Origin of the sequence: Rathayibacter sp. AY1A2, from assembly GCF_002930935.1 — a bacterium.
GTDB lineage: Bacteria > Actinomycetota > Actinomycetes > Actinomycetales > Microbacteriaceae > Rathayibacter.
Genome location: NZ_PSTP01000005.1, coordinates 71,413 through 95,371 on the forward strand (window position 1 = coordinate 71,413; position 23,959 = coordinate 95,371).

Here is a 23,959-nt window from a genome sequence, read left to right on the forward strand (position 1 = left end):
CTCCGTCGTGACGATCGTCGTCGTCGCCGCCGTCGTCCTCTTCGCCCTGGTCGTCCTCTTCCGAGCGGTCCGCATCATCCCCCAGGCCACCGCCGGGGTCGTGGAGCGCCTCGGCAAGTACCACAAGACCCTGCTGCCGGGCCTCAATCTCGTCGTGCCGTTCATCGACCGGGTCCGCCCGCTGATCGATCTGCGCGAGCAGGTCGTCTCGTTCCCGCCCCAGCCCGTGATCACGGAGGACAACCTCGTCGTCTCGATCGACACGGTCGTCTACTTCCAGGTGACGGACGCCCGCGCGGCGACCTACGAGATCGCCAACTACCTCGGCGCGGTCGAGCAGCTGACCACCACCACGCTCCGCAACGTCGTCGGCGGCCTGAACCTCGAGGAGGCGCTGACCTCCCGCGACAACATCAACGGGCAGCTGCGCATCGTCCTCGACGAGGCCACCGGCAAGTGGGGCATCCGCGTCGGACGCGTGGAGCTCAAGGCCATCGACCCGCCCCTCTCCATCCAGGACTCGATGGAGAAGCAGATGCGCGCCGAGCGCGACCGTCGAGCCGTGATCCTCACCGCCGAGGGCACCAAGCAGTCCCAGATCCTGAACGCCGAGGGTCAGCGCCAGGCCGCGATCCTCGCGGCGGAGGGCCAGGCGAAGGCGGCGGTCCTGCGGGCCGAGGGTGAGGCCAAGGCGATCACCACCGTCTTCCACGCCATCCACGAGGGCCGCCCCGACAGCGAGCTCCTCGCGTACCAGTACCTCCAGACACTCCCCAAGATCGCCGAGGGCAGCGCGAACAAGCTCTGGGTCATCCCGAGCGAGCTCACCGAGGCGCTGAAGGGCATCGGAGGCGCGCTCGGCCAGCGCGGCCAGTCCGCCCCGGCGGTCCGCCCGCAGGACGCGGCACCCACGTCGGCGCCTGCGGCTTCCGCGCCTGCCGCATCCGGGTCCGTCGGCTCCACGCCTGTCGTGCCCGGATCCGATACGTCCGCCCCCTTGGCGGCCGCGACGACCGACGGAACCCCGGACTCCGCGCCCACTCCCCCGCCGCCGGCCGTCTAGCCACGGACCCGGTCCGCGATGCGCACCCCTGAGCGACCCCTCGCCCTGAGCGGGCCGACCCCCCGGGTGATCGCGCATCGCGGGTTCGGCCCGCAGGCCGAGGGCAACACGCTCGCCGCCTTCGAACGCGCCCTCGCCGCGGGTGCGGACCTCCTCGAGACGGACGCGCGCGCCTCCCTCGACGGGGTCGCCGTGCTCGTCCACGACGCCGAGGTGATCGACCGCTCCGGCCGCCGCCACGTCGTCGCCGCCACCAGGTGGGAGGAGCTCGCCGACCTCCGACTGGCGGGCGGCGCCCGGCTCGCCTCTCTCGAGCAGGCCCTCGCCGCACTCCCCCGCGCGCGCTTCAACATCGACGTGAAGTCGCGGGACGCGATCGACCCGGTCGTCGCGGCGGTGTCCGGCGCCGCCGCCGCGGAGCGCGTCCTGATCACCTCGTTCTCCGAGATCCGTCGAGCAGCGGCCCTCCGCCGTCTTCCCGGCGCCGCGACCTCGGCGTCGGCGGTCCGCTTCGTCGTCGCCCTGGTCGCCGCCCACCTCGGCGCCGCCCTCCCCGTGCGTCTCGCTCTCCGCGGCATCGACGCGCTCCAGGTGCCCGAGCGCGCGCTCGGCCTCCGCGTCGCCGAGCCGCGGATCCTCGCCCGGCTGCGGGTGACCGGCTGCGAGATCCACCTCTGGACCATCGACGATCCGGAGCGGATGGAGCAGCTCCTCGCGCTCGGGATCGACGGGCTCGTGACCGACCGCACCGACCTCGCCCGAGCGGCCGTCGACGCCTTCCTCAGCGCCCGTCGGCCACGCCCTCAGGAGCCGCGGAATACGCCTCCGACCTGAGGATTCTCTGGCAATGGCAGGGACGGGAAGACCACCTCCAGGTACGACGTTGACACTGGGGAAGCACAGCGAGAGGAGACCACACAATGGCAGATCGAAGCTTGCGAGGAATGCGGCTCGGATCCCAGAGCCTGCAGAGCGAAGAAGGCGTCGTCTTCTCCCCGCGATCGACGTACGAGTACCACTGCGCGAACTGCGGCCACGACACCGACATGGTGTTCTCGGCCGACGCGGAAGCACCGGAGTCCTGGGAGTGCCGCTCCTGCGGTCACGAGGCCACTCTGATGGTGGACTCGAAGCCGGTCGTCGTGGACAAGGGCGAGCAGAAGGCTCCGCGCACCCACTGGGACATGCTGCTCGAGCGTCGGACCCGCGCGGAGCTGGAGGAGCTGCTCGAGGAGCGGCTCGCCTATCTGCGCGCCAGGCGCGGCGAGCACAAGATCGGCGCGTAGCGCCGGTCAGCGGTAACGGCGTCGCGGCTCGCGCGTCCTGAGGACGAACGAGACCATGCCGATGAGACCGGCGGCCAGGAAGTACCAGCCGAGGTCTCGCGCCCACACCAGAGCCGGGGTCGTGGTGGAGCTGAGGGGGACCTCGTCCACCATGGCACCCGGCTCGAACCATGTCAGGGAGTCGATCGTCGCGCCGTCCGGCCCGATGATCGCACTCGTCCCGACGGTCGAGATGTTGACCACGCTGCGCCCGGTCTCGATGGCCCGCAGGCGAGCGATGGCGAGCTGCTGGACGCTCTCGTCGGTCCGGCCGAAGTCGGCGTTGTTGGTCTGCCCGAGGATGACCTGGGCTCCCCCGTCGACCATCGCGTTCGTCAGCGCGTCGTCCGAGATGTCGAAGCAGATCGCGATGCCTGCGAGGACGCCGTTCACGTCGAAGACGTTGGGACGGGTGCCGATCGAGTAGTCGCGGCTCACCAGGTCGACCAGGTCCGGAGCGAACATCCGCCAGAACGCCCGGTCCGGCATGTACTCGGCGAACGGGACGGGATGCACCTTGTCGTAGACCTGCGTCGCCCCCTCCCCCGCCTTCCAGAGCAGCGAGCTGTTGTAGAAGACGTCGTCCGAGGGGTTCGTGATCGTGCCCACGACGAACGGCGCGTCCATCGTCCGGCTGAGGTAGTCGAGGACGGCGGCCGACTGGGCGTTCCGGGTCGGATCGATGTCGACGCCGTTCTCGGGCCACACCACCATGTCGACGTCCTGGTCGAGGATCGGCAGCGTCGCCGAGGTGTGGTCCTCGAGGATCTGCCCGCGGTAGCTCTGTGAGAACAGGCCCGCATCGGAGTCGCCCTGGACGGCGGCGATCCGGGTCGTGCCCTCCGTCGGTGCCGGCCAGGCGGGGAACACCAGCGCCACGATCGCGAAGCCCGCGAGAGCGCTGACGCGAGAGGAGGCCGGGACGGACATCTCGCGGACGGCCTGCGCGAGCACGGCCGCGAGGAACGCCACCACGAAGCCGAGGCCGGCGAAGCCGATCCACGCCGCGAGACCGGCGAGCGGGCCGAGGGACTGCGAGATCGCGAGGCGGCCCCAGGCGAAGCCGCCGTAGGGCCAGACGCTGGTGATCGACTCGCGCCCGATCCAGAGCGCCGCCACGAGGGCGGGGAGGCCGACCATCCGGCCGAGCGGTCCCGTCCAGACGCGGTGGCCGCGCGTGGAGACGACCGCCATCAGCCCCGCGGAGAGCGCGAAGAAGATCGCCTGCAGGCCGGCGAGGGCCGCCCACGGGACCGGACCGAGGTAGAGGGTCAGCCACTCGATGTGGACGCCCCAGAAGACCGCTCCGCCGACGAGGCCGACGAGGCTTCCGCTCCAGAAGCCGCGCCCCGCCAGCGCGAACAGGATCGCCGCGGCGCCCACGATCGCCAGCGGCCAGACATCGGAGTCGGGGAAGCCGCGGTCGAGCACGGCGCCGCCGAGGGCGGCGAGGGGCAGCGCCACCCACAGCGGAACGGTCCGCCCGTCGGGCGGAGGAGCGACCGGCGTCATGCGACGGTCGAGTACGCGACGATGCCGCGGCGGACCAGGTCGAGGGCGGTCCGGGCCGCGCGGCCGACCTTGCCCTCGGCGACGACGGAGAGCTGATCGAGGAGGTCGATGGTCTGCTTCGCCCAGCGCACGAAGTCGCCGGCGGCCATGTCGGACTCGCGGAGCACCATGTCGAGCGGCATGCCCTTGGCCCACATGTTCATCGACAGCGCCAGGCTCGTCGAGATCGGGTTGCTGCCCGGCAGGCGGTGCTCCCGCTCGACGTCGTCGAGCCGGGCCCACAGCAGCTGGGTCTTCTCCAGCGCCTCGGGGAACGCGCCGCGGGGCAGGAACTGCTCGCCGAGCGTCCCCTCCTCGCGTCGCGGCTCGAAGACCAGGCAGCACGCCATCGCCGCGAGGCCGGCCGGATCGAGCTCCGTCCACGCCTGCTTCCGGAGGCACTCGGCGACGAGCAGGTCCCGCTCCCCGTAGATCCGGCGGAGCGTGCGACCGTTGGGCGTCAGCGAGAGCTCGCCGACCTCGTCCCGGCGGAAGTAGCCGAGCTCGAGCAGCACGTCCGTGATGTGGTCAAAGATGCGGGCGACGGCGCCGGTGCGCGAGCGGATCTGGCGCTCGATCTCGTCGGTCTCGCGGCGCAGCTTCCACCAGCGCTCGGCCCAGCGCGCGTGCTGCTCGCGGTCGGAGCAGGCGTGGCACGGGTGCGCCTTCATCCGGCGCCGCAGGCTCGTGAGCTGTCCCTGGCGCTTCTCGCGCTCGGCGTGGGACGCGGACTCGCCGCGCACCGCGCCCCGGCGCTCGAGGTCGCCGATCTCGCGGCGGATCGCCGCGTACTGCTCGAAGTCGCCCAGGTGGCACTGCATCGCCGTGACGTAGCCCGCCATCGACTCCTCCTGCTGGCGGACCCGGCGGGCGAGATCGACGACGGACCGGTCGGCCTGGAACTGCGCGAACGACGACTCGAGGATCTCGCGCGTGCGCACCCGCCCGAACTGCTCGATCAGGTTCGCGGCCATGTTGTAGCTGGGGCGGAAGCTGGAGTTGAGCGGGTAGGTCCGCCGGGAGGCGAGGGACGCGACCGCCTGAGGGTCCATCCCGCCGCGCCACTGGATCACCGAGTGGCCCTCGACGTCGATGCCGCGTCGGCCCGCCCGGCCGGTGAGCTGGGTGTACTCCCCCGGTGTGATCGGGACGCGCGCCTCGCCGTTGAACTTCTCGAGCTTCTCGAGGACGACCGTGCGGGCCGGCATGTTGATGCCGAGCGCGAGCGTCTCGGTCGCGAAGACCACCCGCACGAGCCGGCGCAGGAACAGCTCCTCGACGACCTCCTTGAAGGCGGGGAGCATCCCGGCGTGGTGCGCGGCGACGCCCCGCTGGAGTCCGTCGAGCCACTCCCAGTAGCCGAGCACCGCGAGGTCCTCGTCGCGGATCGTCCGGCACCGCTCCTCGACGATCGCGCGGATCTCGTCGCGCTCGTGGCGCTCGGTGAGGCGCACGCCCGACCGCAGCACCTGGCGCACGGCCTGGTCGCAGCCCGCACGGCTGAAGACGAAGAAGATCGCGGGGAGGAGGTTCTTGCCGCGGAGGATCTCGACGACCTCCGAGCGCAGCACGAGCTCCTCGCTGCGCTGCTCCGGGTAGCGGCCGCGACCGCCTCGGCCGTTGCGGCCGCCCCTGCCGCCGCGCTCGACCCGGGAGCCGCCCTGGGCCATGCGGGCGAGCTCGGGGTTCACCCGGTTCGTCGCCGCCCGACCGGAGGAGTCGAAGAGGTCGACCAGCTTGCCGCCCACCAGGACGTGCTGGTCGAGCGGGACGGGGCGCTCCTCGGAGACGATGACCTCGGTCTCGCCCCGGACGGTCTGGAGCCAGTCGCCGAACTCCTCGGCGTTCGACACGGTCGCGCTGAGCGAGACCAGCCGCACGCGCTGCGGGAGGTGGATGATGACCTCCTCCCAGACGGCGCCGCGGAAGCGGTCGGCGAGGTAGTGCACCTCGTCCATCACGACGTAGGCGAGGTCGCGCAGGAGGTCCGAGTCGGCGTACAGCATGTTGCGCAGCACCTCGGTCGTCATCACGACGATGCGGGCGCGCGCGTTGACGTTGGAGTCGCCGGTCAGCAGGCCGACCTCGGAGGCTCCGTAGTCCTCGACGAACTCCTGGAACTTCTGGTTGCTCAGCGCCTTCATCGGCGTCGTGTAGAAGACCTTGGCCGTCGGGTCCTGCATGGCCAGGTGGATCGCGAACTCGGCCACCGCGGTCTTGCCGGCACCGGTGGGCGCGGCGACGAGGACGCTGTGGCCGTCGTCGAGCGCGCTGCAGGCCTCGTACTGGAAGGGGTCGAGGTCGAACGCGAGGGTCGAGCGGAACGCCTCGACCCTCGCGTGGCCCTGGCGCGTCCGGAACGCGGCGAACCGCTCGGCGGGAGACGGTCCGGTCACGCGGGCAGGTCGGAGGGGCTGCCGTCGAACACCAGCTGGCGCTTGGCGGCGCGCCGGTCGTGCAGGATCGCGATCCCGCAGGCGAGGAAGAACAGGAAGATGATCGGGATGGCCAGGAGGAACATCGAGATCGGGTCGGCCGCGGGGGTCGCGATCGCCGTGAAGAGCACGATCGCCATGATCGCGATGCGCCACGACTTGAGGATCAGCATGCCGGGGAGGATGCCGAGGAAGTTGAGGAGCACCAGGAAGACGGGCAGCACGAAGGCGATGCCGACGACCAGCACGAGCTTGAGAACGAACTCGTAGTAGATCTTGGCGTCGAGGAAGCTCGCCGCGTTGCTGCCGGTGAAGCTCGTCAGGAGCTCCACGATGTGCGGGAACACGAACCAGCCGGCCGCACAGCCCGCGAAGAACAGCGGGATGGCGGTGAGGATGAAGCCGAGGCCGTACCGCATCTCCTTGCGGGTCAGGCCCGGGACGAGGAACGCCCAGATCTGGTAGAGCCAGACCGGGCTCGCCAGGACGATGCCCACCGTGATGGCGATCTGCAGCCGCAGGTCGAAGGCACCGGCGATCGTCGGGAAGTTGAGGATCGCCTCCTTGCCCTGGGTGGAGGCCACCTCGGAGATCGGAGCCTTGAGGGCCTCGAAGACCCACTCCGAGACGAACCACCCCGCGACGCACGCGATGACGATCGCGATCGCCGACTTGAAGAGCCTGTTGCGAAGCTCGACGAGGTGCGCCCCGAGCGACATGCGCCCGTCGGGGTTCTTCGTCCGCTTCGTCCGTGGCTTCTTCGGTGCCACGGACGTCATTACTTGAGCGGGGACTCGGGCGGCGTGGTGGTGCCGGTGCCGGTGGTCGTGCCGGTGGATCCGGCGACGGTGCCGGTGGTCCCCTCGGTCGACTCACGGCGCTCGGTGCCGTCCTCGTCCTTCATGGTCTTGACCTCGCTCTTGAAGATCCGCATCGACTGCCCGACACTGCGGGCCAGCTGCGGGAGCTTGGGCGCACCGAACAGGAGGAGGATCACGGCGAGGATGATGAGGAGGTGCCACCCCTGGAGGCCAGCGAACATTGCAGACTCACTTCACTTGTCGGTTGCGGTGTACGAGGAGCTTACCCCGTTCGACCCGTCCTGACCGGCGGAGATCGATCCTGTCGCGACGTGCGTCACGCCGGCCCTCATGCGCACGCCTCACGTCGTCGCGATCGGCGAACAGCGACGAGGGCGGCCGGGGCGGCAGGTCGTCCGTCACTCCAGGACTCAGTGTCTCGAGTTTCGCGGTGACCTCGGACAGCTGTCCGAGGAGCACCTTCCCCTTGCGCCAGTAGGAGAGGGCGAAGAGGACCAGCATCGTCAGAGCCCCCAGCGCGAGGCCGAGCCAGATCAGGATCCACGACCACCAGGTCACGACGGTTCCCCCTCGTTCGCGGCGAGCGCGGAGGCCGCCCAGTGCGCGACCGCGGTGCGCGCCTCGGGGGGTGCCACCACGGTGACGAGACCCGCCAACGACGCCACCAGGCGCGTCAGTCCCTCCAGATGGGCGACGCGGAGACGGACGAGGACACCGTGGTCCTCCTCCCCCGGCACGGGATCGGGGAACTCGGCGTCGGCCGCGTAGTCGCCCAGCAGCACGACGGCGCTGGGGGCGACGCGCAGGTCCACGACGAGATCCGAGGCGGAGGCCTCGAAGAGCCGTTCCGAGAGGGTCACCTCGTTGCGGCGCCGGACGATCGGCGTCCCCGTGTCGCGGAGGGAGCGCATCCTGTCGACCCGGAACGTCCTGACGCCCTCGCGGAGGTGGTCCCATCCGCGCAGGTACCAGTCCCGGTCGACCGATTCGAGCACGAAGGGGTCGACGAGCCGGGACTCGGTCTCGCCGCGGGCGCTGCGGTAGTCGAAAGCGACCTGCGTCGCCGAGCCCATCGCTGTCCGCAGGAGCGCCACAGCGCTGTCCGCGCCCGTGCCGCGCGAGACCGCCACCGCGCTCGGGGCCGAGGAGGCGCCGCGCGCGAGCTTCCCCATCAGCGAGGCGATCCGGTCGTTGCCCTGGTTCTCGGGCAGCGCTGCGAGGTACTGCATGCCGGCGATGAGGGCGGCGGCCTCCCGCGCCGAGAACCTCGGCGAGTCGTCGATCGCGACCTGGTGGGTGAGGACGACGTGGTCGTTCTCCTCGAAGTCGTCCCAGCCGATGTCGAAGAGGTCGTTCGCCTGGTACTGCGCGGTCTCGCCGGGGATGCCCGAGACGGCGATGAGGCGCACCGCGCGGCGCACCTCCTCCTCCGGGATCTCGAAGTGCGCGGCGACCTCGGCGACGGAGACGCGACCCCGGTCGAGCAGATAGGGAACGAGGGAGAGGAGGACGGCCAGGCGGTCGCGCGCCTGCAGGGAGCGGGGTCTAGCCACGGGGATCCCCTCCATGGTCGTCCAGGGTGCGGCGGAGGCGGTCGAGGACGCGGCGGCGGAGCTCCTCCGGCTCGAGCACCCGCACCTCGGGACCGTGACCGGCGAGCTCGTCCGCGAGCACGTCCGGGTCGGTGTAGTGCAGGCGCAGCAGGCCCTGGCCCTCGCCCTCGGCCTCGGCACGCCCGCCGAGACGGAGGGCGGCGTCGGAGTCGGGGGCGACGCGCAGGAGCGCGCTGTTGCGCTGCAGGATCTCGTCGAGCTGGGCGAGAGCGGTCGCCGCGTGGTCCCCCTCCGCGGGAGGCGCGGTGCGGCCGGTGGACGCGACCGGCCCGACGATCCGCGACAGGAGGAATGTCCGCGTGCCCTCGGCGCCCTCGTCCCAGCCGTGGAGGTGCCAGCGCCCCTGGTGGTTCACCAGGGCGCGGGGCTGCACGGTGCGCACGCGCGGCTCCTCGCCGCCGGGCTTCAGATAGGGGAAGTGGACGACCTGGCCGCGGTCGAGCGCGGCGTTGAGCGGCTCGAACGAAGCCTCGCGGACCCGGATCGAGGGGCTGATGCCGATGACGGGGTCGACGGACTCGACCCCGATCGAGCGCAGCTTGATCAGCGCGCGCCGCGACTCCGCCGAGAGCGTCCCCTCGCGCCAGACCGCCCCGGCCAGGCGGAGCAACGCGAGCTCCTCCGGATCGAAGGTCAGGTCGGCCGGGAGGTCGTAGCTGCGCTTCGCGATGCGGTACCGGACGGTCTGGGTGTTGCCCGGGTCGCCCGGGGCGTCGACCGTCTCGATCGGGATGCCGAGCTCGCGCAGGTCGTCCTTGTCGCGCTCGAACTGGCGCTCGAGCGAGGTCCGGTCGCCTCGGCCGACCCGCTGCCGGTAGCCCTGCACCGTGGAGAGGACATCGGCCTTCGTCAGTCCGTTCTTGGCCGCGACGAGCGCGAGCACGAGGTTGAACAGACGCTCCTCGGCCGGGACGCGGCTCGAGGACGGGGCGTCGGAAGGCACGCCCTCCAGTCTAGGGCCGGGCCCGGTCAGACCTTTCCGAGGATGTCGGCGACGAAGATCAGCGTCGCGCCGCCGGGGATCCCGCCCTGGGGGGAGCCCTGGTCGCCGTAGCCCTGGTCGGGCGGGATGACCGCGATGACCTGGGATCCGACGGGCTGGCCGATGAGGGCGTCGGCGAATCCGGCGATGACTCCGCCCTGCGTGGTCGAGCCGTCGGCGGCCGTGAAGACGGCGGGAGCGCCCTTCTCCCAGCTGGAATCGAACACCTTCCCGTCGCTCCACTGCCAGCCGGTGTAGGCCACGACGACCTGGTCGCCCTCGGCGACGACGTCGCCGTCGCCCTTCTTGAGCTGGGCGATGCGGAGGTCGGACGGCGCGTCGCCCGAGGGCATCGCGAGCCCCGGGCGTCCGTCGTCGCCGAGCGTCACCGTCGGGAAGCCGTCGGGCGCGGGCTGGACGGCGCCGTTCGCGCGGGCCAGCGAGGCCTCGCGGACGTCCGCGACGAGCACGAGCGTGTCGTCCTCCGAGATGCCGAGCTGCGACGAGGACTGGCCGAAGCCGTCCTCGGGGGCGATCGCGATGGCGACGCGCGAGCCGACCTGCGTGCAGAGGAGGCCCTCGTTCAGGCCGACGAGCCCGGCTCCGCCGACGCCGAAGCGGGCGGTGCTCGACCCGTCGTAGGGCGAGGTCTCGAGGACCGTGCCGTCCGCTCCGTTGACCAGGGTGTAGTCGATGGTGACGAGCTGGCCCTTCTCGAGGGGTGCGCCCGAGCCCTCGATGAGGGTGCTGACCTGCGTGCCGTCCGCCTTCAGCGGCGTCGGGACGCTGACGTCCGGCTTCGCTCCGAAGTCGCCCGTGGCGCTGACCGCCGCCGAGGAGTCGCCGGAGGAGAACGGAGCGTCGCAGTCCGCCTGCGAGGAGGACGCGGTGCATCCGGTGAGAGCGGCGACGATGCCGATGCCGGCGATGAGCGCGGTGGTCCTGCGCACGGGTCCTCGATTCGAGAGAAGGGGAGCGGTGACGCCCGGGGTGGAGACGGCCCGGAGGCCGGGAACAGCTTAGAGGATGCCCTCGTCGTCGGGCTCCGCGGTCTCCTCGCCGAACCCGCGGGCCCGGGAGAGCTCGGCGCTGGTGGCGGACTCGCGGACCCGCTTGCGCAGGCTCTTGGGGCTCACGGCGCGCTCGCCGAGCGCGCCGGGGGTCCAGGCCTCCACGTCCTCGTCGCTGAAGTCCGTCTTCGACGGGCGCCGCTTGAGCTCGGGGAGCACGGTGTCCGGAGCGAGCCGGCGAGCGGTGATGAGGAAGCCGGTGTGGCCGATCATCCGGTGGTCCGGCCGGACCGCGAGGCCCTCGACGTGCCAGCCGCGGACCATGGTCTCGTTCGACGACGGGTTCGTGAACAGGCCCGAGGCGCGGATCGCCTCCGCCGTCCGCGAGAGCTGCGTGACGGTGGCCACGTAGCAGAGGAGCACTCCCCCGGGCGTGAGAGCCTCGGCGGCGACGTCGAGGCACTCCCACGGCGCGAGCATGTCGAGCACGACGCGGTCGGCCTCGCCGGACGGGACCGTGCCGGGCAGCGCCTCGACGAGGTCGCCGACGGTGACGCTCCAGTTGTCGGGCGTGTAGCCGAGGAAGGTCTCGATGTTCGCCCGTGCGACATCCGCGAACTCCTCGCGCCGCTCGAACGACGACAGCCGGCCGGTCGGACCGACCGCCCGCAGCAGCCAGAGCGAGAGCGCGCCGGAGCCGACACCGGCCTCGACCACGCGGGCGCCGGGGAAGACGTCGGCGAGGGCGAGGATCTGGGCCGCGTCCTTCGGGTACACGATCGCCGCGCCGCGGGGCATCGACATCACGAAGTCGGCGAGGAGGGGTCGCAGCGCGAGGTGCTCGACGCCGACGGTGTTGGTCACCACCGAGCCGTCGGGCAGCCCGATCACCGTGTCGTGCTCGATGCCGCCCCGGTGCGTGTGGAACACCTTGCCGGGAACGAGCGTGATGGTGTTCATCCGCCCCTTGGGTCCCGTCAGCTGGACGCGGTCCCCCGCGCGGAAGGGTCCGGAATGTTGCAGTGCCTCACCGGTCATCGGCGGGCCTCCGTCTCGGTCGTGGCCGGGCCGGAGCCGCGGTGCTCGGAGGACACCGTCGCGAGGTCCGCGACGGTGCGGCCCGCGAGGGTGGGCCAGAGGGCGTAGGGGGCGGCGGGGTCGAGCTCCAGCTGGTGCGGGACGCCGATCGCCGCGGCTCCGGAGGCGACGGCCGCGCCGAGGCCCGTGAGGGAGTCCTCGATCGCGACGCAGGCGGCGATGTCGACGCCGAGGGTGCTCGCGGCGAGGAGGTACGCCTCGGGGTGGGGCTTGCTGCGCTCGACCATGTCGCCGCTGACGACGGCGGCGAAGGCGGGGAACGGGATCCGGTCCACGACGGCCGCGGCCATCCGCGAGATCGACATCGTGACCAGCGCCTGCGGCACACCCGCCTCGGACACCGCGTGCAGCAGCTCGAGCGCGCCCGGTCGCCACGGGATGCTCACGGCCAGCTGGTCGACGACCTCGTCGGTCATCCGGTCGATGATCGCGTCGACGGAGAGGTCGACGCCCTTGCCCTGCAGGATGCGGGCGGCGGCGGGCAGGCCCGAGCCGACGAGTCCCATCGCGTCCTCGTGGGTCCACACTCCGCCGAAGGAGGAGACGAGCGCGTGCTCCGACGCCATCCAGTACGGCTCGGTGTCGACGAGCGTCCCGTCCATGTCCCAGAGGACGGCGGCGGGGGCGGACGCTCCTCCGAGCGGCTCGGAGGACAGCGGCCGGGCGGAGGTCTCGGGAGTCACGAGCGACCATGGTACCGGCAGGGCCGCGCCCCTCCCCGGCCGCGGGCCGAGAGCGAACAGCGCGGCCGATCCCGCCGGACGGGACGGGCGGGGCCGGGGGCGGTCCTATCCTGGACGGAGGGACAGGCGCGGTGTGCGCTCCCCGCACATCGAGCCGAACGCGGAGATCCTGCCTATGAACGTGATCACGGGGAACGTCCTGGTCGTGGCCTTCGAGGGCTGGAACGACGCCGGGGACGCCGCCAGCGGCGCGCTGCGGCTGGTCAAGGACGCCGGGGAGTACGTGCCCCTCTTCGCCGTCGACGCCGAGCAGTACTACGACTTCCAGTACACCCGCCCCATGCTCTCGATCGGCGAGGACGGCCGCCGCAGCCTCGCCTGGCCCGGCACCCAGATCTTCGGCCCGGCCGACACCTCGGTCGACGCCGAGAGCGCGCTGTACCTCATGATCGGCACCGAGCCCTCGCGCAGCTGGAAGAGCTTCGCCGCCGAGGTCGTCGACGCCATGCTCGCGATCGACATCTCCGCCGTCGTCTTCCTCGGCGCGATGCTCGCCGACGTCCCGCACACCCGGCCGATCTCGATCTTCGCCTCGAGCGAGAACGCGGAGCTGCGGAGCTCGTTCGAGCTCGAGCGCTCCAGCTACGAGGGGCCGGTCGGCATCCTCAGCGTGATCGGCGAGGCCGCGCAGAAGGTCGGCATCCCGGCCGTCTCGATCTGGGCCTCCGTCCCGCACTACGTGCACAACGCGCCCTCGCCCAAGGCGATGCTGGCGCTGCTCGAGAAGCTCGAGGAGGTCGTCGGCCTGGCGATCCCCCGCGGCGACCTCGTCGAGGAGGCGGAGGAGTGGGAGCGCGGCATCGACGCCCTCGCCGCCGAGGACGAGGAGATGGCGTCGTACATCGCCCAGCTCGAGCAGGCGCGCGACACCGTCGACTCGCCCGAGGCGAGCGGCGAGGCGATCGCCCAGGAGTTCGAGCGCTACCTGCGCCGGCGCGGCGACGGCCGCTCCGGCGAGGAGCCCTGGCGGCCGTAGCCTCCGCCGGCGCCCGCTCGTCCGAGACGGTCGTCGATCACTGGACTGTTCCCGACCGATGACACTCCGGGCCGCTCTGACGGGACTCGAGCCGTTCGGGACTCGAGCCGTCCGGGACTCGAGCCTGACGGGGTTCAGGCCGGGCGCACCCCGAGCAGGGCGTCGACCGCGTCGCGCAGGAGCGACGGGTCGTCCACGCCCTCGGTCAGTGCGGCGTCGACGACGGCGAGGGCGGCCGGAGTGCCGAGGTCGTCGGCCAGCGCCTCGCGCAGCTGCGCCAGCACCTCGAGCGCCGAGCGCGGTCCGACGGCGGCGAGGGCCGACTCCCAGCGCGCCAGGCGCGCCTCGGCCGACGGCAGGTCCTCGGGCAGCCACTCCCAGTCGGAGCGGTAGTGGTGCGCGAGGAGCGCGAGGCGGATCGCCCGCGGGTCCGCGCCCTCGCTCCGCAGACGGGAGACCAGCACCAGGTTCCCGAGCGACTTGCTCATCTTCTCGCCCTGGTAGGCGACCATCCCGGCGTGAGCGTAGGCGCGGGCCAGAGGACGGCCGGACAGCGAAGCGGCGTGGCCTGCGCTGAACTCGTGGTGCGGGAAGACCAGGTCGCTGCCGCCGCCCTGCAGGGTGAACTCGGGTCCGAGCCGGTCGAGGGCGATCACCGAGCACTCGATGTGCCAGCCCGGACGGCCGCGGCCGACCTCGGCGTCCCAGGCGGGCTCGCCGGCGCGCTCGGCCCGCCAGAGCAGCGGATCGAGGGGGTCGCGCTTGCCGGCGCGCTCCGGGTCGCCCCCGCGCAGCGCCGAGAAGCGGGCCATCGACTCCGCGTCGAGCCGGCTCTCGCTGCCCAGGTGCCAGACGGCGCTCTCGGCCGCGGCGATGTCGTAGTAGAGGTCGCTCGCGCCCTCCTCCGCCGCGTCCGGAGCAGCGACGCGGTAGGCGACGCCGTCGCGCTCCAGGCGGGCGACCGCCTCCGCGATGGGATCCACGGTCTCGGTGACTCCGACGTAGTGCTGCGGAGGCAGGACGCGCAGGGCGGCCATGTCGCCGCGGAACAGCTCGACCTGCTCCTCGGCGAGGTCGCGCCAGTCGACACCGGTGGCCGTCGCACGCTCGAGCAGCGGGTCGTCGACGTCGGTCACGTTCTGGGCGTACTCGACCGTGTAGCCCGCGTCGAGCCAGACACGCTGGACCGTGTCGAAGGCGAGGTAGGTCGACGCGTGCCCCAGATGGGTGGCGTCGTAGGGCGTGATGCCGCAGACGTAGAGGCTCGCGACTCCGCTGGGCGCGTCGAGCTCGACGGGGCCCGCGGTCGCCGTGTCGTGCAGGCGCGGTGCGCTCCCCCGGCCGGGCAGGGCGGGGACGTCGGCGGCGGTCCAGGCGCGCATCTAGGCGGCGATCAGGCCGGTGGCGAGCGCGACCATCAGGACGACGCCGAGCACGATGCGGTACACGACGAACGGGAGGAAGCTGCGGCGGGAGATGTAGCTCATGAAGAACGCGATCACGACGAAGCCGACCACGAACGCGACGATGGTCGCCACGAGGGTCTCGAGCCCGCCGACCTGGACCTGGTTCGGGAGCACGACCGGGTCGCTGATGCTCTTGTACAGCTGGTAGAGACCGCTGCCGAACACCGCGGGGATCGCGAGGAGGAAGGAGTAGCGCGCCGCCGCCTTGCGCTCGTACCCGAGGAAGAGGCCGGCGGTGATGGTGCCTCCCGAGCGCGAGACGCCGGGGATCAGGGCGAGCGCCTGCGCGCCTCCGAAGATCAGGCCGTCGCGGACGCCCAGGTCGCGCAGGCGGCGCTTCTTCGCGCCGACCGCGTCGGCGATGCCGAGCAGGATGCCGAAGAGGATGAGGGTGGTGGCCACCACCCACAGGGAGCGGAGGGTCGTCTCGATCGCGTCCTGGAAGACGAGGCCGAGGACGATGATCGGAAGGCTGCCCAGGATGATGAGCCAGCCCATGCGGGCGTCCGGGTCCGAGCGCGGGATCCGGCCGACGAGGGAGCGCGCCCAGTGCGACACGATCCGCACGATGTCGCGCCAGAAGTAGATGATGACGGCGGTCTCGGTGCCCAGCTGCGTGATCGCGGTGAACGCGGCTCCGGTGTCGCGGCCGCCGAGACCGGGCAGCAGCTCGCTGACGATCCGGAGGTGGGCGCTGGAGGAGATGGGGAGGAATTCGGTCAGACCCTGGACGAGTCCCAGGATCAGCGCGTCGAGCAGGCCCATGCGTCACTTTCGAGGAGGGCTGGGGCGTCGTCGGCCAGCAGTCGGTCGGGATCGGTCGGTGCTGACCCGGTCCGCGGCGCCGTCAGGAGCTCAGCAGGAGATCGGTCAGGACCTTCCTGCCAAACACTAGTGCGTCCAGTGGAACGCGCTCGTCGACCCCGTGGAACAGCGCCGGGAAGTCCAGGGTCGACGGCAGCTGGAGCGGCGCGAACCCGTATCCGGTGATGCCGAGCGTCGAGAGCGCCTTGTTGTCGGTGCCTCCGGAGAGCAGGTACGGGAGGACCTCGGCGCCCGGATCGAACCGGCGGATCGAGGCGGCCATGCTCTCGACGAGGGGGCCGGCGAAGGGCACCTCGAGTCCGATGTCGCGGTGCTGGACGAGGATCTCGACGTTCTCGCCCGCGAGGACCTTCAGGCGCTCGAGCACGGAATCCTCCTCGCCGGGGAGGACGCGCACGTCGATGGTGGCCTCCGCGGTGTCCGGGATGACGTTGGCCTTGTAGCCGGCCGACAGCATCGACGGATTGGCGGTGGTGCGCAGCGTCGCGGCGATGAAGCGCGAGGCGGTGCCGGTGGCGAGTGCCAGCTCCTCCGGAGTGCTGCGCTGGGGGTCGTGGCCGAGCAGGCGGGCGACCTCGTCGAGCAGCTCGCGCGTGGTGTCGGTGAGGCGCGTGGGCCACTCCTCGCTGCCGATGCGGGCGATCGCCTGCGCCAGCCGGGTGACGGCGTTCTCGGAGTTGATCTGCGAGCCGTGCCCCGCCGTGCCGTGCGCGCGGAGGGTCAGCCACATCAGCGCCTTCTCGCCCGTCTGCACGAGGTAGGCGCGCTTGCCGGCCAGCTCGATCGAGTAGCCGCCGACCTCGCTGATCGCCTCGGTCGCTCCGGCGAACAGCTCGGGCCTCTCACGGGCCAGGAATCCCGATCCCCGCACGCCGCCCGCCTCCTCGTCGGCGAAGAAGGCGATGACGAGGTCGCGGGAGGGGCGCCGCCCCTCGCGGAGGATGTCGCCGAGCGAGGCGAGGATCATCGCGTCCATGTTCTTCATGTCGACCGCGCCGCGGCCCCAGAGCATGCCGTCCTTGATCTCGCCGCCGAACGGGTCGACGCTCCAGTTGTCGGCGATGGCGGGCACCACGTCGAGGTGCCCGTGGACGACGAGGGCGCCGCGCTCGCGGTCCTCCCCGGCGACCCGCGCCACGACGCTCGTGCGTCCCGGGTCGGAGTCGATCAGCTCGGGCTCGAGGCCGAGGTCGCGCAGCTTCGCCGCGACGTACTCCGCGGCCGGGCGCTCCGGCTCCGCCTTCCCGTCGCCGTAGTTGCTGGTGTCGAAGCGGATGAGATCGCGCGCGATGAGCGCCGTCTCGTCGAGGGTGCTGTCGGTCACGGGCGCGCTGTCGATGCTGTCGGACATGCGGGCAACGGTACCGGCGCGGGCTCGACGGCGCGCGGAGGACGGTGGGCCGGGAGGTGGCGTGAGAGGCTCCGGAACCGTGCTAATGTCTTCTTCGGCCGCGGAAACGCAGGTCGAAGGAAACACTCGTCCGGGTGGCGGAAATGGCAGACGCGCTAGCTTGAGGTGCTAGTGCCCGTATAGGGCGTGGGGGTTCAAGTCCCCCCTCGGACACACTGATCGGAACCCCTCGTCTCTCCTCGGAGAGGCGGGGGGTTCCGTCGTTTCCGGCACCTCCCTCCTCGCGCCGGCGGGAGGGATGCTGTGGGCGGAGAGTGCAGACGCCCCGGCTCCTCACGAGGAGACGGGGCGGCTGCTGCATCGGACGGCGCTTCTGCAGCGGACGGGCGCTCCTGCACCGCAGGGCCCTCCCGCACGGACCGAGCCTCGGTGTCAGACGCCCACTGCTGCCGGCGACCAGCCGAGAGCCGGAGCGATCGATTCCACGACAGTGCGCAGGAGCCGCGCGTTGTACTCGACCCCGAGCTGGTTGGGAACGGTGAGCAGCAGCGTGTCCGCCTCCTGCACGGCGGCGTCCGCAGCGAGCTCGGCGGCGACGGCGTCCGGCTCGCCCGTGTAGCTGCGGCCGAAGCGGGCGCGGACGCCCTCGAGGGTGGCGACCTGGTCCTGCTCGCCGCGGCCGCCGAAGTACAGGCGGTCGAGATCGCTCGTGATCGGGAGGACGCTGCGCGAGACGGAGACGCGCGGGGTGCGCTCCCAGCCCGCCTCGCTCCACGCGGCGCGGTACTCGCGGATCTGGCGGGCCTGCAGCTCGTCGAAGGGCACGCCCTCCTCCTCCAGGAGCAGGGTCGACGACTGCAGGTTCATGCCCTGCTCGGCCGCCCAGCGCGCGGTCGCGAAGCTGCCGGCACCCCACCAGATCCGGTCCTCGAGGCCGGGCGAGCGCGGCTCGATCGAGAGCGGGAGCGACTGGCGCGTCATCGCAGGATCGGACTGCGCGACCGGCGCCCCGGCGAGCGCTTCCCGGAGGATCCGCACCTTCTGCCGGGCGAGGTCGGCGTCGGTCATCCCCTCCGGGGGGACGAAGCCGAACGCCTCGGACCCGCGCAGGGCCGTCTCGGGCGATCCCCGGCTGACCCCGAGCTCGAGCCGGCCGTCGGAGATCAGGTCGGTGGCGGCCGCCTCCTCCGCCATGTAGAGCGGGTTCTCGTAGCGCATGTCGATGACCCCGGTGCCGATCTCGATGCGGCGGGTGCGCGCGGCGATCGCCGCCAGCAGCGGGAACGGCGAGGCGAGCTGCGGCGCGAAGTGGTGCACGCGGACGTAGGCGCCGTCGATGCCGATCTCCTCCGCCGCCTCCGCGAGCTCGATCGTCTGGAGGAGGACGTCGCGAGCAGAGCGGGTCTGAGACCCGGGGACGGACTGGTAGTGGCCGAAGGAGAGGAAGCCGATGCGCGAGACCATGCCTGCCTCAGCGCCCGGGGGTCCCCCGCTATTCCCGGAGGGTGTGCACGGCGGTCGCCGAACCGCGACAGCGCTCCCGAGGAGTACTCAATACACGTATGGTGGTCGCGTGCCCGCTGATCGGGGCGGAGAGGGGTCGTCGTGGAGCCGATGGTCGGTCGCCTCGGGGCGACTCTCGGGGTCGCCATGCAGACGATCAGCGGGTCGCAGGTGCAGGCAGGCGCTCTCCGTCCGCAGCGGAACCGGTCGCCCGGTCGCGTCTCCGCGTCAGTGCGCCTCGAAGTCGGCGGAGACCGAGGCGGTGACCTCGATGTCCTCCGGCTTGAGGGCCAGCGGCTCCTCAGGAGAGGAGAACGCCTTGGCGCGGCTCATCATCGCCGAGCCGCCCTCGATGCGCGTATGCGGCCGCAGTCCCGGCTCGAAGAGGGTCAGCACCCGCACCTCGGTCAGGCCGAGAGCCGCCGCATAGGCCTCGGCCCGCTCGCGCGCGTCGCGGACGGCAGCGGTGCGGACCTCGCGCTCGATGCCCGCACGTCGTGCCGCCGTCACGTCCCAGTCGACCCCCGAGATCTGGATCCCCGGCACCTCCGAGATCGAGCCGACCCAGCGCCCGAGAGCCGCGAAGTCCCGGTACTTCACCCGGACCCCGGCGGCCGCGACATGGAACAGCTGCGTGACGTCCGAGTCCTTGATGTACCGGCGGATCGAGGAGACCGAGATCTGATCGGAGGACCACCAGGTGGCGGCGCCGGACGCCTGCTCGGCGGCCGCCTCCTCACGGACCCGCGCGTGCAGAGCGGTGACCTCGGCGAGCGCCTGGGGCCGGGATCGCGACTCGCGCCGGATCTCGAGGCGGACGGTGCCCCGCTCGGCGGGGTGGAAGTGCTGGGCGAGACCGGCGACGGTGATGGTGACCATGGCCCCATCGTGCCGTAAGCACCCCGTCAGCTCCGAGCGGCGAGCATCTCCCGGATGCGGTCGGCGAGGGCCCGCTCCGTCGTCAGGTTGCTGACCAGCTGGGCTCGGTGCCCCCCGCAGGCGCCCGGGAGGGGAGCTCCGCTGCTCGGGTCGACCCGGCCCAGCAGTGCCCGCTCCCCCTGGGCGATCGAGGCCTCGAGCAGGGCGAGCCGCCGCTCGAGCCTCTCGGTCTCGAAGCTCTCGGGCGTGATGTCGGACTCGCGGAAGTGGCCGGCTGTGGAAGTGGGGACGCTCATCGATGATCCGTTCCGTCGGGGGCGCCCAGGAGCGGCGCCATCACCAGGAAGACACCGGAGAACGGCGATCATGACGCGAAGGCGCGAAATGCACTGAGAAGTGGCGTGCCACCGGCGGTCAGGAGCGGAAGACGGCCAGGTTCTCGTTCTCCACGATGGCGAGGGTGCGGACGAGGCGGGTGTAGCGCTCGACGAGCTCGCCCTCCCCCGCGCCCTGTCCCAGCAGGGCCGAGATGCTCTCGGCGGGGAAGAGGGAGACGATCTCCATCGCGACGGCCCGCGCGTGCTCGGAGGAGAGAGTGCGCGCGTACTCCAGAGCGCGGGTCAGCTGCGGCCTCTCCTCCCCCTCCGGACTCGCCGACGGCGCCGTCGTGGCGGCATGCCCGAGGACCGCCACGAAGACGCGGGCGATCTCGTCGACCCGGAGTGCGCGGACCAGGGTCAGCAGACGCGAGGAGACGCGGGAGACGCCGCGCGCGAGGAGCTCTCCGCTGAGGGCGCGCACCTCGATCACGTCGCCGCCGCCGAACTCGCCGGAGACGCGCTTGATGCCCGAGGCGAACAGACTCGAGCCGGCTCCGATGCTCCGCTCGGCCTCGAGGTTGATCTCGACGCGGCCGCGGCCGGTGGCCACTCCGGAGATCCAGCGCTGCTCCACGGGCGGATGCGCGTGCACGGCGCGGACGAGGGTGCCCGGGCCCGGCCCTCCCAGGGCGCCCAGGATGACCTCGGGGGTGCGCGCCCCGGCGATCCTGGTCGAGACGCCGTTGTGCGCGGCGAGCTCGGCGGCCCGCAGCTTGGAGCGGATGCCCCCTCGGCCGGTACCGCCCTTCTGCACGCCGATGCGGCGCAGCTCCGAGATGCCCAGCTCCTCGAGGTGCACGCCCTCGGCGATGCTGCCGGCGAAGACGCCGGGGACGTCGGTGAGCAGCAGCAGAAGGTCGGCACCGAGGAGCATCGCCAATCCGCCGGCGACGCCGTCGTTGTCCGAGCCGGCGGAGTCGATCGTGTCGTTGCCGTTGACCACGGGCACGACTCCGGCGTCGAGGGCGTGGCAGATCGCCTCGGCGACGTGTGCCATCTGCCGGGGAGAGGCGAGGTCGGACTCGCCGATGAGGATCTGCGCGACCAGGGCGCCCGAGAGCTCGGCCACCGAGCGGTAGAAGCCCATCAGGACGGTCTGGCCCACCGCTGCCGCCAGGCGGGCGCTGATCGGCTCCTCCTGTGAGCGGGCGAAGAGCGCCCGGCCCGAGGAGACGGCGCCGGAAGAGACCAGCACGACGTCCCAGCCCAGCGCGCGGGCGGCGAAGGCGCTCTCGAGCGCGCTGGCCAGGAGAACTGGATCCGGACCCGACTGCTTGGTGACCGAGCTGGACCCCATCTTGACCACGAGGGTCCTTCTGCGCGGCGCGGCCGGGGCGGTGGCGTCGGAGTCGGCGGGGTCGGGCAGGGCGTCGGACATGGCTCCCATGGTAGAGGCGCGGCAGGAGGCCCTCCCTCGCCGAGACCCGGTGGAGAACGCCCCCGGACGGGGATGTCGGAGGCGGATGCGAGACTGCCCGGGACGTCTGGAACCTCCTCCTCAGTGCGCCTCGCCGGGCGGTCGCGGAAGGGTCCGAGCGGCTCGCCGGTGGATGTCGGTGGCGATTGACATACTCGAACACATGTTCGAACATGGGCAGATGAGCCCCCCTTCATCCCTCGTCTCCGCGGAGACGGCCGAGGCCGCAGAGCCCCTTCTGCGGCAGCTCGCGTCGGTGAAGGAGCTGCAGTCCCGCATCCGGGACATGCAGGCGACCACTCTCGAGACCAGGAGCCTCGCCACCCTGCCGGCCTTCTCCTCCGTGCTCCCGGGCGGCTCGCTCAAGCAGGGTGCCGCCTACTCGGTGGAGGGCTCGATGAGTCTGGCGATGGGGCTGCTCGCCGGCCCGTCCGCCGAGGGCTCGTGGTGCGGCGTGGTGGGCGTCCCGGAGTTCGGGGCCGAGGCCGCGGCCGGCATGGGGATCGACCTCGAGCGCCTGGTGCTCGTGCCCGCACCGGCCGAGCACTGGCTCACCGTCACCGCCGCTCTGGTCGATGTGCTGACCGTCGTGCTCACCCGTCCGCCCGCCTCCGTCTCCTCGGCCGACGTCTCGCGTCTGGGAGCACGACTGCGCCAGCGGGGTGCCGCGCTCGTGGTCCTCGGCGAGTGGCCCCAGGCCGAGGCGCGGCTCAGCATCCGCAGCAGCCGCTGGGAGGGGCTCGGCGACGGCCACGGCTACCTGCGCTCCCGGGAGGCGATGGTCGATGTGGTCGGCCGGGCCGGCACCCGGGTGCGCACGGTGCGGATGAGCATGCCCGGCGTCGAGAGCGCCTTCGGCTCCCGGGTCGAGCACGGCCGCCTGCACGAGCGGGCGGTCTGAGATGGCGAGCGCACCCGAGCTGCGGCGGACGATCCTCGTCTGGTGCCCCGACTGGCCCCTCCTCGCGGCCGCCGCCGACGCCGGCCTGGGCGCCGAGCACCCCCTGGCCCTCACGGAGAAGAGCCTGGTCTTCGCCTCCTCCCCCGCTGCCCGGGCGGAGGGGGTCCGGCGGGGCATGCGCGTGCGCGAGGCGCAGTCCCGTTGCACGGGTCTCGCCGTCCTCCCGTACGACCCGGTGCTCGACCACCGGGCGTTCGAGCCGCTCATCCAGGCGCTCGAGGAGATCACCCCGGGCGTCCAGCTGATCAGGCCCGGTCTGTGCGCGATCCGCGCCCGCGGTCCGCGCCGCTACTACGGGAGCGAGCAGAGCGCGGCCGAGGCGATCCTGCAGCGGCTGGCCGAGCTGGGTCTCCCCGACGCCCGCATCGGGATCGCCGACGGGCTCTTCGCCTCCGAGCTCGCCGCGAAGCACTCCGGCCGCCCCGTCGCCGTCGTGCCCCCAGGAGCAGCGGCAGGCTTCCTCGCTCCTCTCCCGCTCGACGCCCTCGAGACCGAGTCCGTCGCAGCCCCTGCCCGTGTTCCCCGCCGGGGGGACGACCTGGTGGCGCTCCTGCGCAGACTCGGCGTCAGCACCCTCGGCGCCTTCGCCGCCCTCCCTCGCGAGGACGTCGCCGCCCGGTTCGGACCGGAGGGCGCCCACGCGCACCTCCTCGCCGCCGGTGCGGAGTCGGAGACGGTGGTGCCCCGGCTCCCGCCGGAGCGTCTCGACCGGGCGATGGAGTTCGAGCCCCCTCTGGACCGCATCGACCAGGCCGCCTTCGCCTTCCGCGTCCCCGCGGAGGAGTTCGTCGCCGGGCTCACCCGCGCACAGCTGGTCGCGACCGCCATCCGCATCGAGGTCGTCAGCGAGCGCGGTGAGGTCTCCTCCCGGAGCTGGCTGCACCCGAGATGGTTCACCCCGGGCGACGTGCTCGACCGGGTCCGCTGGCAGCTGCAGGGCAGCGGGGAGATCGACACCGGTCTCGGAGCGCCGATCTCGCGGCTGTGCGTCGAGCCCGAGGCGGTCGACGCGATCGGCAACCACGAGCAGGGTCTCTGGGGCACCGCTCCGGAGGAGCGCGTCCACCACGGGCTGAGCCGCGTGCAGAGCATGCTCGGGCACGAGGCCGTGATGACCGCGTCGATCGGAGGGGGTCGATCCCTCCGCGACCGCCAGCACCTGATCCCCTGGGGCGACCGGGAGCCGGGCGACGCACGGCCGAGGACCCTGCCCTGGCCCGGCTCCCTGCCGCCGCCCCTCCCGCCGACGGTCTTCGCGGAGCCCGCGGCCGTGCTGGTCTGCGGATCGAGGGGCGAACCCGTCGCGGTCGACGAGCGCGGCGCCCTCAGCTCCGTGCCCGCCTACTTCACCCCCGGGACCTCTCAGGCACGCCTGGAGCCCCTCGCCGGATGGGCGGGTCCCTGGCCGATCGACGAGCGCTGGTGGGATCCGAGCACCGCCGTCCGCTACGACCGCTTCCAGGTGGTCGACGCCGCCGGTGTCGCCTGGCTGCTGCTCTGCCTCGACGGGGTCTGGGCCGCAGAGGCCCGCTACGACTGAACCGGAGCATCCCTCCACCA

23 protein-coding genes and 1 tRNA gene are annotated in these 23,959 nt (G+C 72.2%); 7 read left to right on the top strand and 17 right to left on the bottom strand.

Going from position 1 to position 23,959, the window contains the following annotated elements; genetic code table 11:
- Nucleotides 1–7: 7 nt before the first annotated feature.
- The 3 genes from C5B93_RS06805 to C5B93_RS06815 all read left to right on the top strand — a co-directional run bounded on the left by C5B93_RS06805 (nt 8) and on the right by C5B93_RS06815 (nt 2,349).
- A complete protein-coding gene (locus tag C5B93_RS06805; RefSeq protein ID WP_374953135.1) occupies nt 8–1,063 on the top strand; it encodes an SPFH domain-containing protein in 1,056 nt (351 codons plus the stop codon).
- Between the two features lie 18 nt (nt 1,064–1,081).
- The gene (locus tag C5B93_RS06810; RefSeq protein WP_104267343.1) at nt 1,082–1,897 is read left to right on the top strand and encodes a glycerophosphodiester phosphodiesterase family protein; all 816 of its coding nucleotides are present in this window, start codon (nt 1,082–1,084) and stop codon (nt 1,895–1,897) included.
- Nucleotides 1,898–1,983: 86 nt separating this feature from the next.
- Nucleotides 1,984–2,349, top strand: coding sequence for an RNA polymerase-binding protein RbpA (locus tag C5B93_RS06815; RefSeq protein WP_104292091.1), 366 nt, complete (start codon nt 1,984–1,986; stop codon nt 2,347–2,349).
- A 6-nt stretch (nt 2,350–2,355) separates the two neighbouring features.
- Here C5B93_RS06815 and lnt read toward each other — a convergent pair whose 3' ends face one another.
- From lnt to C5B93_RS06865, 10 genes are all read right to left on the bottom strand, one after another.
- Entirely contained in the window at nt 2,356–3,900 is a 1,545-nt protein-coding gene (lnt, locus tag C5B93_RS06820; RefSeq protein ID WP_104292092.1) for an apolipoprotein N-acyltransferase, read from the bottom strand.
- A complete protein-coding gene (locus C5B93_RS06825) occupies nt 3,897–6,335 on the bottom strand; it encodes an RNA helicase (RefSeq protein WP_104292093.1) in 2,439 nt (812 codons plus the stop codon). Before C5B93_RS06825 ends, lnt begins: the two co-directional genes overlap by 4 nt.
- Nucleotides 6,332–7,153, bottom strand: a complete 822-nt coding sequence (gene tatC / locus C5B93_RS06830) for a twin-arginine translocase subunit TatC (RefSeq protein ID WP_374952911.1) — start codon at nt 7,151–7,153, stop codon at nt 6,332–6,334. Before tatC ends, C5B93_RS06825 begins: the two co-directional genes overlap by 4 nt.
- Complete coding sequence (gene tatA, locus C5B93_RS06835; protein ID WP_104222022.1) at nt 7,153–7,416, bottom strand: Sec-independent protein translocase subunit TatA; 264 nt, start codon at nt 7,414–7,416, stop codon at nt 7,153–7,155. The genes tatC and tatA overlap by 1 nt, the downstream gene beginning before the upstream one ends.
- 7 nt (nt 7,417–7,423) lie before the next feature.
- Nucleotides 7,424–7,753 carry a hypothetical protein gene (locus C5B93_RS06840; RefSeq protein WP_104292094.1) on the bottom strand — a complete coding sequence of 110 codons (330 nt, stop codon included), beginning with the start codon at nt 7,751–7,753 and terminating at the stop codon, nt 7,424–7,426.
- Nucleotides 7,750–8,748: a YafY family protein gene (locus C5B93_RS06845; protein ID WP_104283651.1), complete on the bottom strand. Its 999-nt coding sequence runs from the start codon at nt 8,746–8,748 to the stop codon at nt 7,750–7,752. The genes C5B93_RS06840 and C5B93_RS06845 overlap by 4 nt, the downstream gene beginning before the upstream one ends.
- Complete coding sequence (locus tag C5B93_RS06850) at nt 8,741–9,751, bottom strand: YafY family protein (protein ID WP_104292095.1); 1,011 nt, start codon at nt 9,749–9,751, stop codon at nt 8,741–8,743. Before C5B93_RS06850 ends, C5B93_RS06845 begins: the two co-directional genes overlap by 8 nt.
- Before the next feature lie 26 nt (nt 9,752–9,777).
- On the bottom strand, nt 9,778–10,740 hold the full coding sequence (locus C5B93_RS06855) for an FKBP-type peptidyl-prolyl cis-trans isomerase (RefSeq protein ID WP_104292096.1): 963 nt from the start codon (nt 10,738–10,740) through the stop codon (nt 9,778–9,780).
- Between the two features lie 69 nt (nt 10,741–10,809).
- A complete protein-coding gene (locus C5B93_RS06860) occupies nt 10,810–11,838 on the bottom strand; it encodes a tRNA (adenine-N1)-methyltransferase (RefSeq protein WP_104222012.1) in 1,029 nt (342 codons plus the stop codon).
- Complete coding sequence (locus tag C5B93_RS06865) at nt 11,835–12,581, bottom strand: HAD family phosphatase (RefSeq protein WP_258059822.1); 747 nt, start codon at nt 12,579–12,581, stop codon at nt 11,835–11,837. The genes C5B93_RS06860 and C5B93_RS06865 overlap by 4 nt, the downstream gene beginning before the upstream one ends.
- A gap of 175 nt (nt 12,582–12,756) precedes the next feature.
- Here C5B93_RS06865 and C5B93_RS06870 point away from each other — a divergent pair, with 175 nt between their 5' ends.
- Entirely contained in the window at nt 12,757–13,617 is an 861-nt protein-coding gene (locus C5B93_RS06870; RefSeq protein WP_104222142.1) for a proteasome assembly chaperone family protein, read from the top strand.
- Between the two features lie 134 nt (nt 13,618–13,751).
- On the opposite strand, the gene mshC is transcribed toward C5B93_RS06870, so the two are convergent.
- The 3 genes from mshC to C5B93_RS06885 form a co-directional block, all read right to left on the bottom strand.
- Entirely contained in the window at nt 13,752–14,999 is a 1,248-nt protein-coding gene (mshC, locus tag C5B93_RS06875; protein ID WP_104222010.1) for a cysteine--1-D-myo-inosityl 2-amino-2-deoxy-alpha-D-glucopyranoside ligase, read from the bottom strand.
- Nucleotides 15,000–15,848: an undecaprenyl-diphosphate phosphatase gene (locus C5B93_RS06880; protein WP_104222008.1), complete on the bottom strand. Its 849-nt coding sequence runs from the start codon at nt 15,846–15,848 to the stop codon at nt 15,000–15,002. It lies immediately after the preceding gene.
- A gap of 82 nt (nt 15,849–15,930) precedes the next feature.
- Nucleotides 15,931–17,259, bottom strand: coding sequence for a M20/M25/M40 family metallo-hydrolase (locus C5B93_RS06885; protein WP_181067716.1), 1,329 nt, complete (start codon nt 17,257–17,259; stop codon nt 15,931–15,933).
- A gap of 128 nt (nt 17,260–17,387) precedes the next feature.
- Here C5B93_RS06885 and C5B93_RS06890 point away from each other — a divergent pair.
- Nucleotides 17,388–17,472 (top strand) — tRNA-Leu (locus C5B93_RS06890).
- 219 nt (nt 17,473–17,691) lie between these two features.
- Here the strand turns inward: C5B93_RS06890 and C5B93_RS06895 are convergent.
- The 4 genes from C5B93_RS06895 to proB all read right to left on the bottom strand — a co-directional run bounded on the left by C5B93_RS06895 (nt 17,692) and on the right by proB (nt 21,399).
- Nucleotides 17,692–18,723 (bottom strand): LLM class flavin-dependent oxidoreductase, encoded by a 1,032-nt coding sequence (locus tag C5B93_RS06895; protein WP_104232608.1) that lies wholly within the window; start codon nt 18,721–18,723, stop codon nt 17,692–17,694.
- A 267-nt stretch (nt 18,724–18,990) separates the two neighbouring features.
- Nucleotides 18,991–19,641: an SIMPL domain-containing protein gene (locus C5B93_RS06900; RefSeq protein ID WP_104225267.1), complete on the bottom strand. Its 651-nt coding sequence runs from the start codon at nt 19,639–19,641 to the stop codon at nt 18,991–18,993.
- Between the two features lie 26 nt (nt 19,642–19,667).
- Nucleotides 19,668–19,937, bottom strand: a complete 270-nt coding sequence (locus tag C5B93_RS06905) for a hypothetical protein (RefSeq protein WP_104254998.1) — start codon at nt 19,935–19,937, stop codon at nt 19,668–19,670.
- A gap of 118 nt (nt 19,938–20,055) precedes the next feature.
- Nucleotides 20,056–21,399: a glutamate 5-kinase gene (gene proB / locus C5B93_RS06910; protein ID WP_181068353.1), complete on the bottom strand. Its 1,344-nt coding sequence runs from the start codon at nt 21,397–21,399 to the stop codon at nt 20,056–20,058.
- Nucleotides 21,400–21,619: 220 nt separating this feature from the next.
- On the opposite strand from proB, the gene C5B93_RS06915 reads away from it, so the two are divergent.
- Together C5B93_RS06915 and C5B93_RS06920 are read left to right on the top strand one after the other, a co-directional pair.
- The gene (locus C5B93_RS06915; RefSeq protein WP_104292098.1) at nt 21,620–22,339 is read left to right on the top strand and encodes a hypothetical protein; all 720 of its coding nucleotides are present in this window, start codon (nt 21,620–21,622) and stop codon (nt 22,337–22,339) included.
- A gap of 1 nt (nt 22,340) precedes the next feature.
- Complete coding sequence (locus tag C5B93_RS06920; RefSeq protein ID WP_104292099.1) at nt 22,341–23,939, top strand: DNA polymerase Y family protein; 1,599 nt, start codon at nt 22,341–22,343, stop codon at nt 23,937–23,939.
- Nucleotides 23,940–23,959: the final 20 nt, after the last annotated feature.

What these genes read in the sequence shown, in the direction of transcription:
- C5B93_RS06900 (WP_104225267.1), bottom strand. Translation starts at nt 19,641, where the DNA reads ATGGTCACCATCACCGTCGCCGGTCTCGCCCAGCACTTCCACCCCGCC.
- C5B93_RS06920 (WP_104292099.1), top strand. Translation starts at nt 22,341, where the DNA reads ATGGCGAGCGCACCCGAGCTGCGGCGGACGATCCTCGTCTGGTGCCCC.
- tatC (WP_374952911.1), bottom strand. Translation starts at nt 7,153, where the DNA reads ATGACGTCCGTGGCACCGAAGAAGCCACGGACGAAGCGGACGAAGAAC.
- C5B93_RS06815 (WP_104292091.1), top strand. Translation starts at nt 1,984, where the DNA reads ATGGCAGATCGAAGCTTGCGAGGAATGCGGCTCGGATCCCAGAGCCTG.
- C5B93_RS06880 (WP_104222008.1), bottom strand. Translation starts at nt 15,848, where the DNA reads ATGGGCCTGCTCGACGCGCTGATCCTGGGACTCGTCCAGGGTCTGACC.
- lnt (WP_104292092.1), bottom strand. Translation starts at nt 3,900, where the DNA reads ATGACGCCGGTCGCTCCTCCGCCCGACGGGCGGACCGTTCCGCTGTGG.
- tatA (WP_104222022.1), bottom strand. Translation starts at nt 7,416, where the DNA reads ATGTTCGCTGGCCTCCAGGGGTGGCACCTCCTCATCATCCTCGCCGTG.
- C5B93_RS06810 (WP_104267343.1), top strand. Translation starts at nt 1,082, where the DNA reads ATGCGCACCCCTGAGCGACCCCTCGCCCTGAGCGGGCCGACCCCCCGG.
- C5B93_RS06870 (WP_104222142.1), top strand. Translation starts at nt 12,757, where the DNA reads ATGAACGTGATCACGGGGAACGTCCTGGTCGTGGCCTTCGAGGGCTGG.
- C5B93_RS06915 (WP_104292098.1), top strand. Translation starts at nt 21,620, where the DNA reads ATGAGCCCCCCTTCATCCCTCGTCTCCGCGGAGACGGCCGAGGCCGCA.
- C5B93_RS06885 (WP_181067716.1), bottom strand. Translation starts at nt 17,259, where the DNA reads ATGTCCGACAGCATCGACAGCGCGCCCGTGACCGACAGCACCCTCGAC.
- mshC (WP_104222010.1), bottom strand. Translation starts at nt 14,999, where the DNA reads ATGCGCGCCTGGACCGCCGCCGACGTCCCCGCCCTGCCCGGCCGGGGG.
- C5B93_RS06905 (WP_104254998.1), bottom strand. Translation starts at nt 19,937, where the DNA reads ATGAGCGTCCCCACTTCCACAGCCGGCCACTTCCGCGAGTCCGACATC.
- proB (WP_181068353.1), bottom strand. Translation starts at nt 21,399, where the DNA reads ATGTCCGACGCCCTGCCCGACCCCGCCGACTCCGACGCCACCGCCCCG.
- C5B93_RS06860 (WP_104222012.1), bottom strand. Translation starts at nt 11,838, where the DNA reads ATGACCGGTGAGGCACTGCAACATTCCGGACCCTTCCGCGCGGGGGAC.
- C5B93_RS06895 (WP_104232608.1), bottom strand. Translation starts at nt 18,723, where the DNA reads ATGGTCTCGCGCATCGGCTTCCTCTCCTTCGGCCACTACCAGTCCGTC.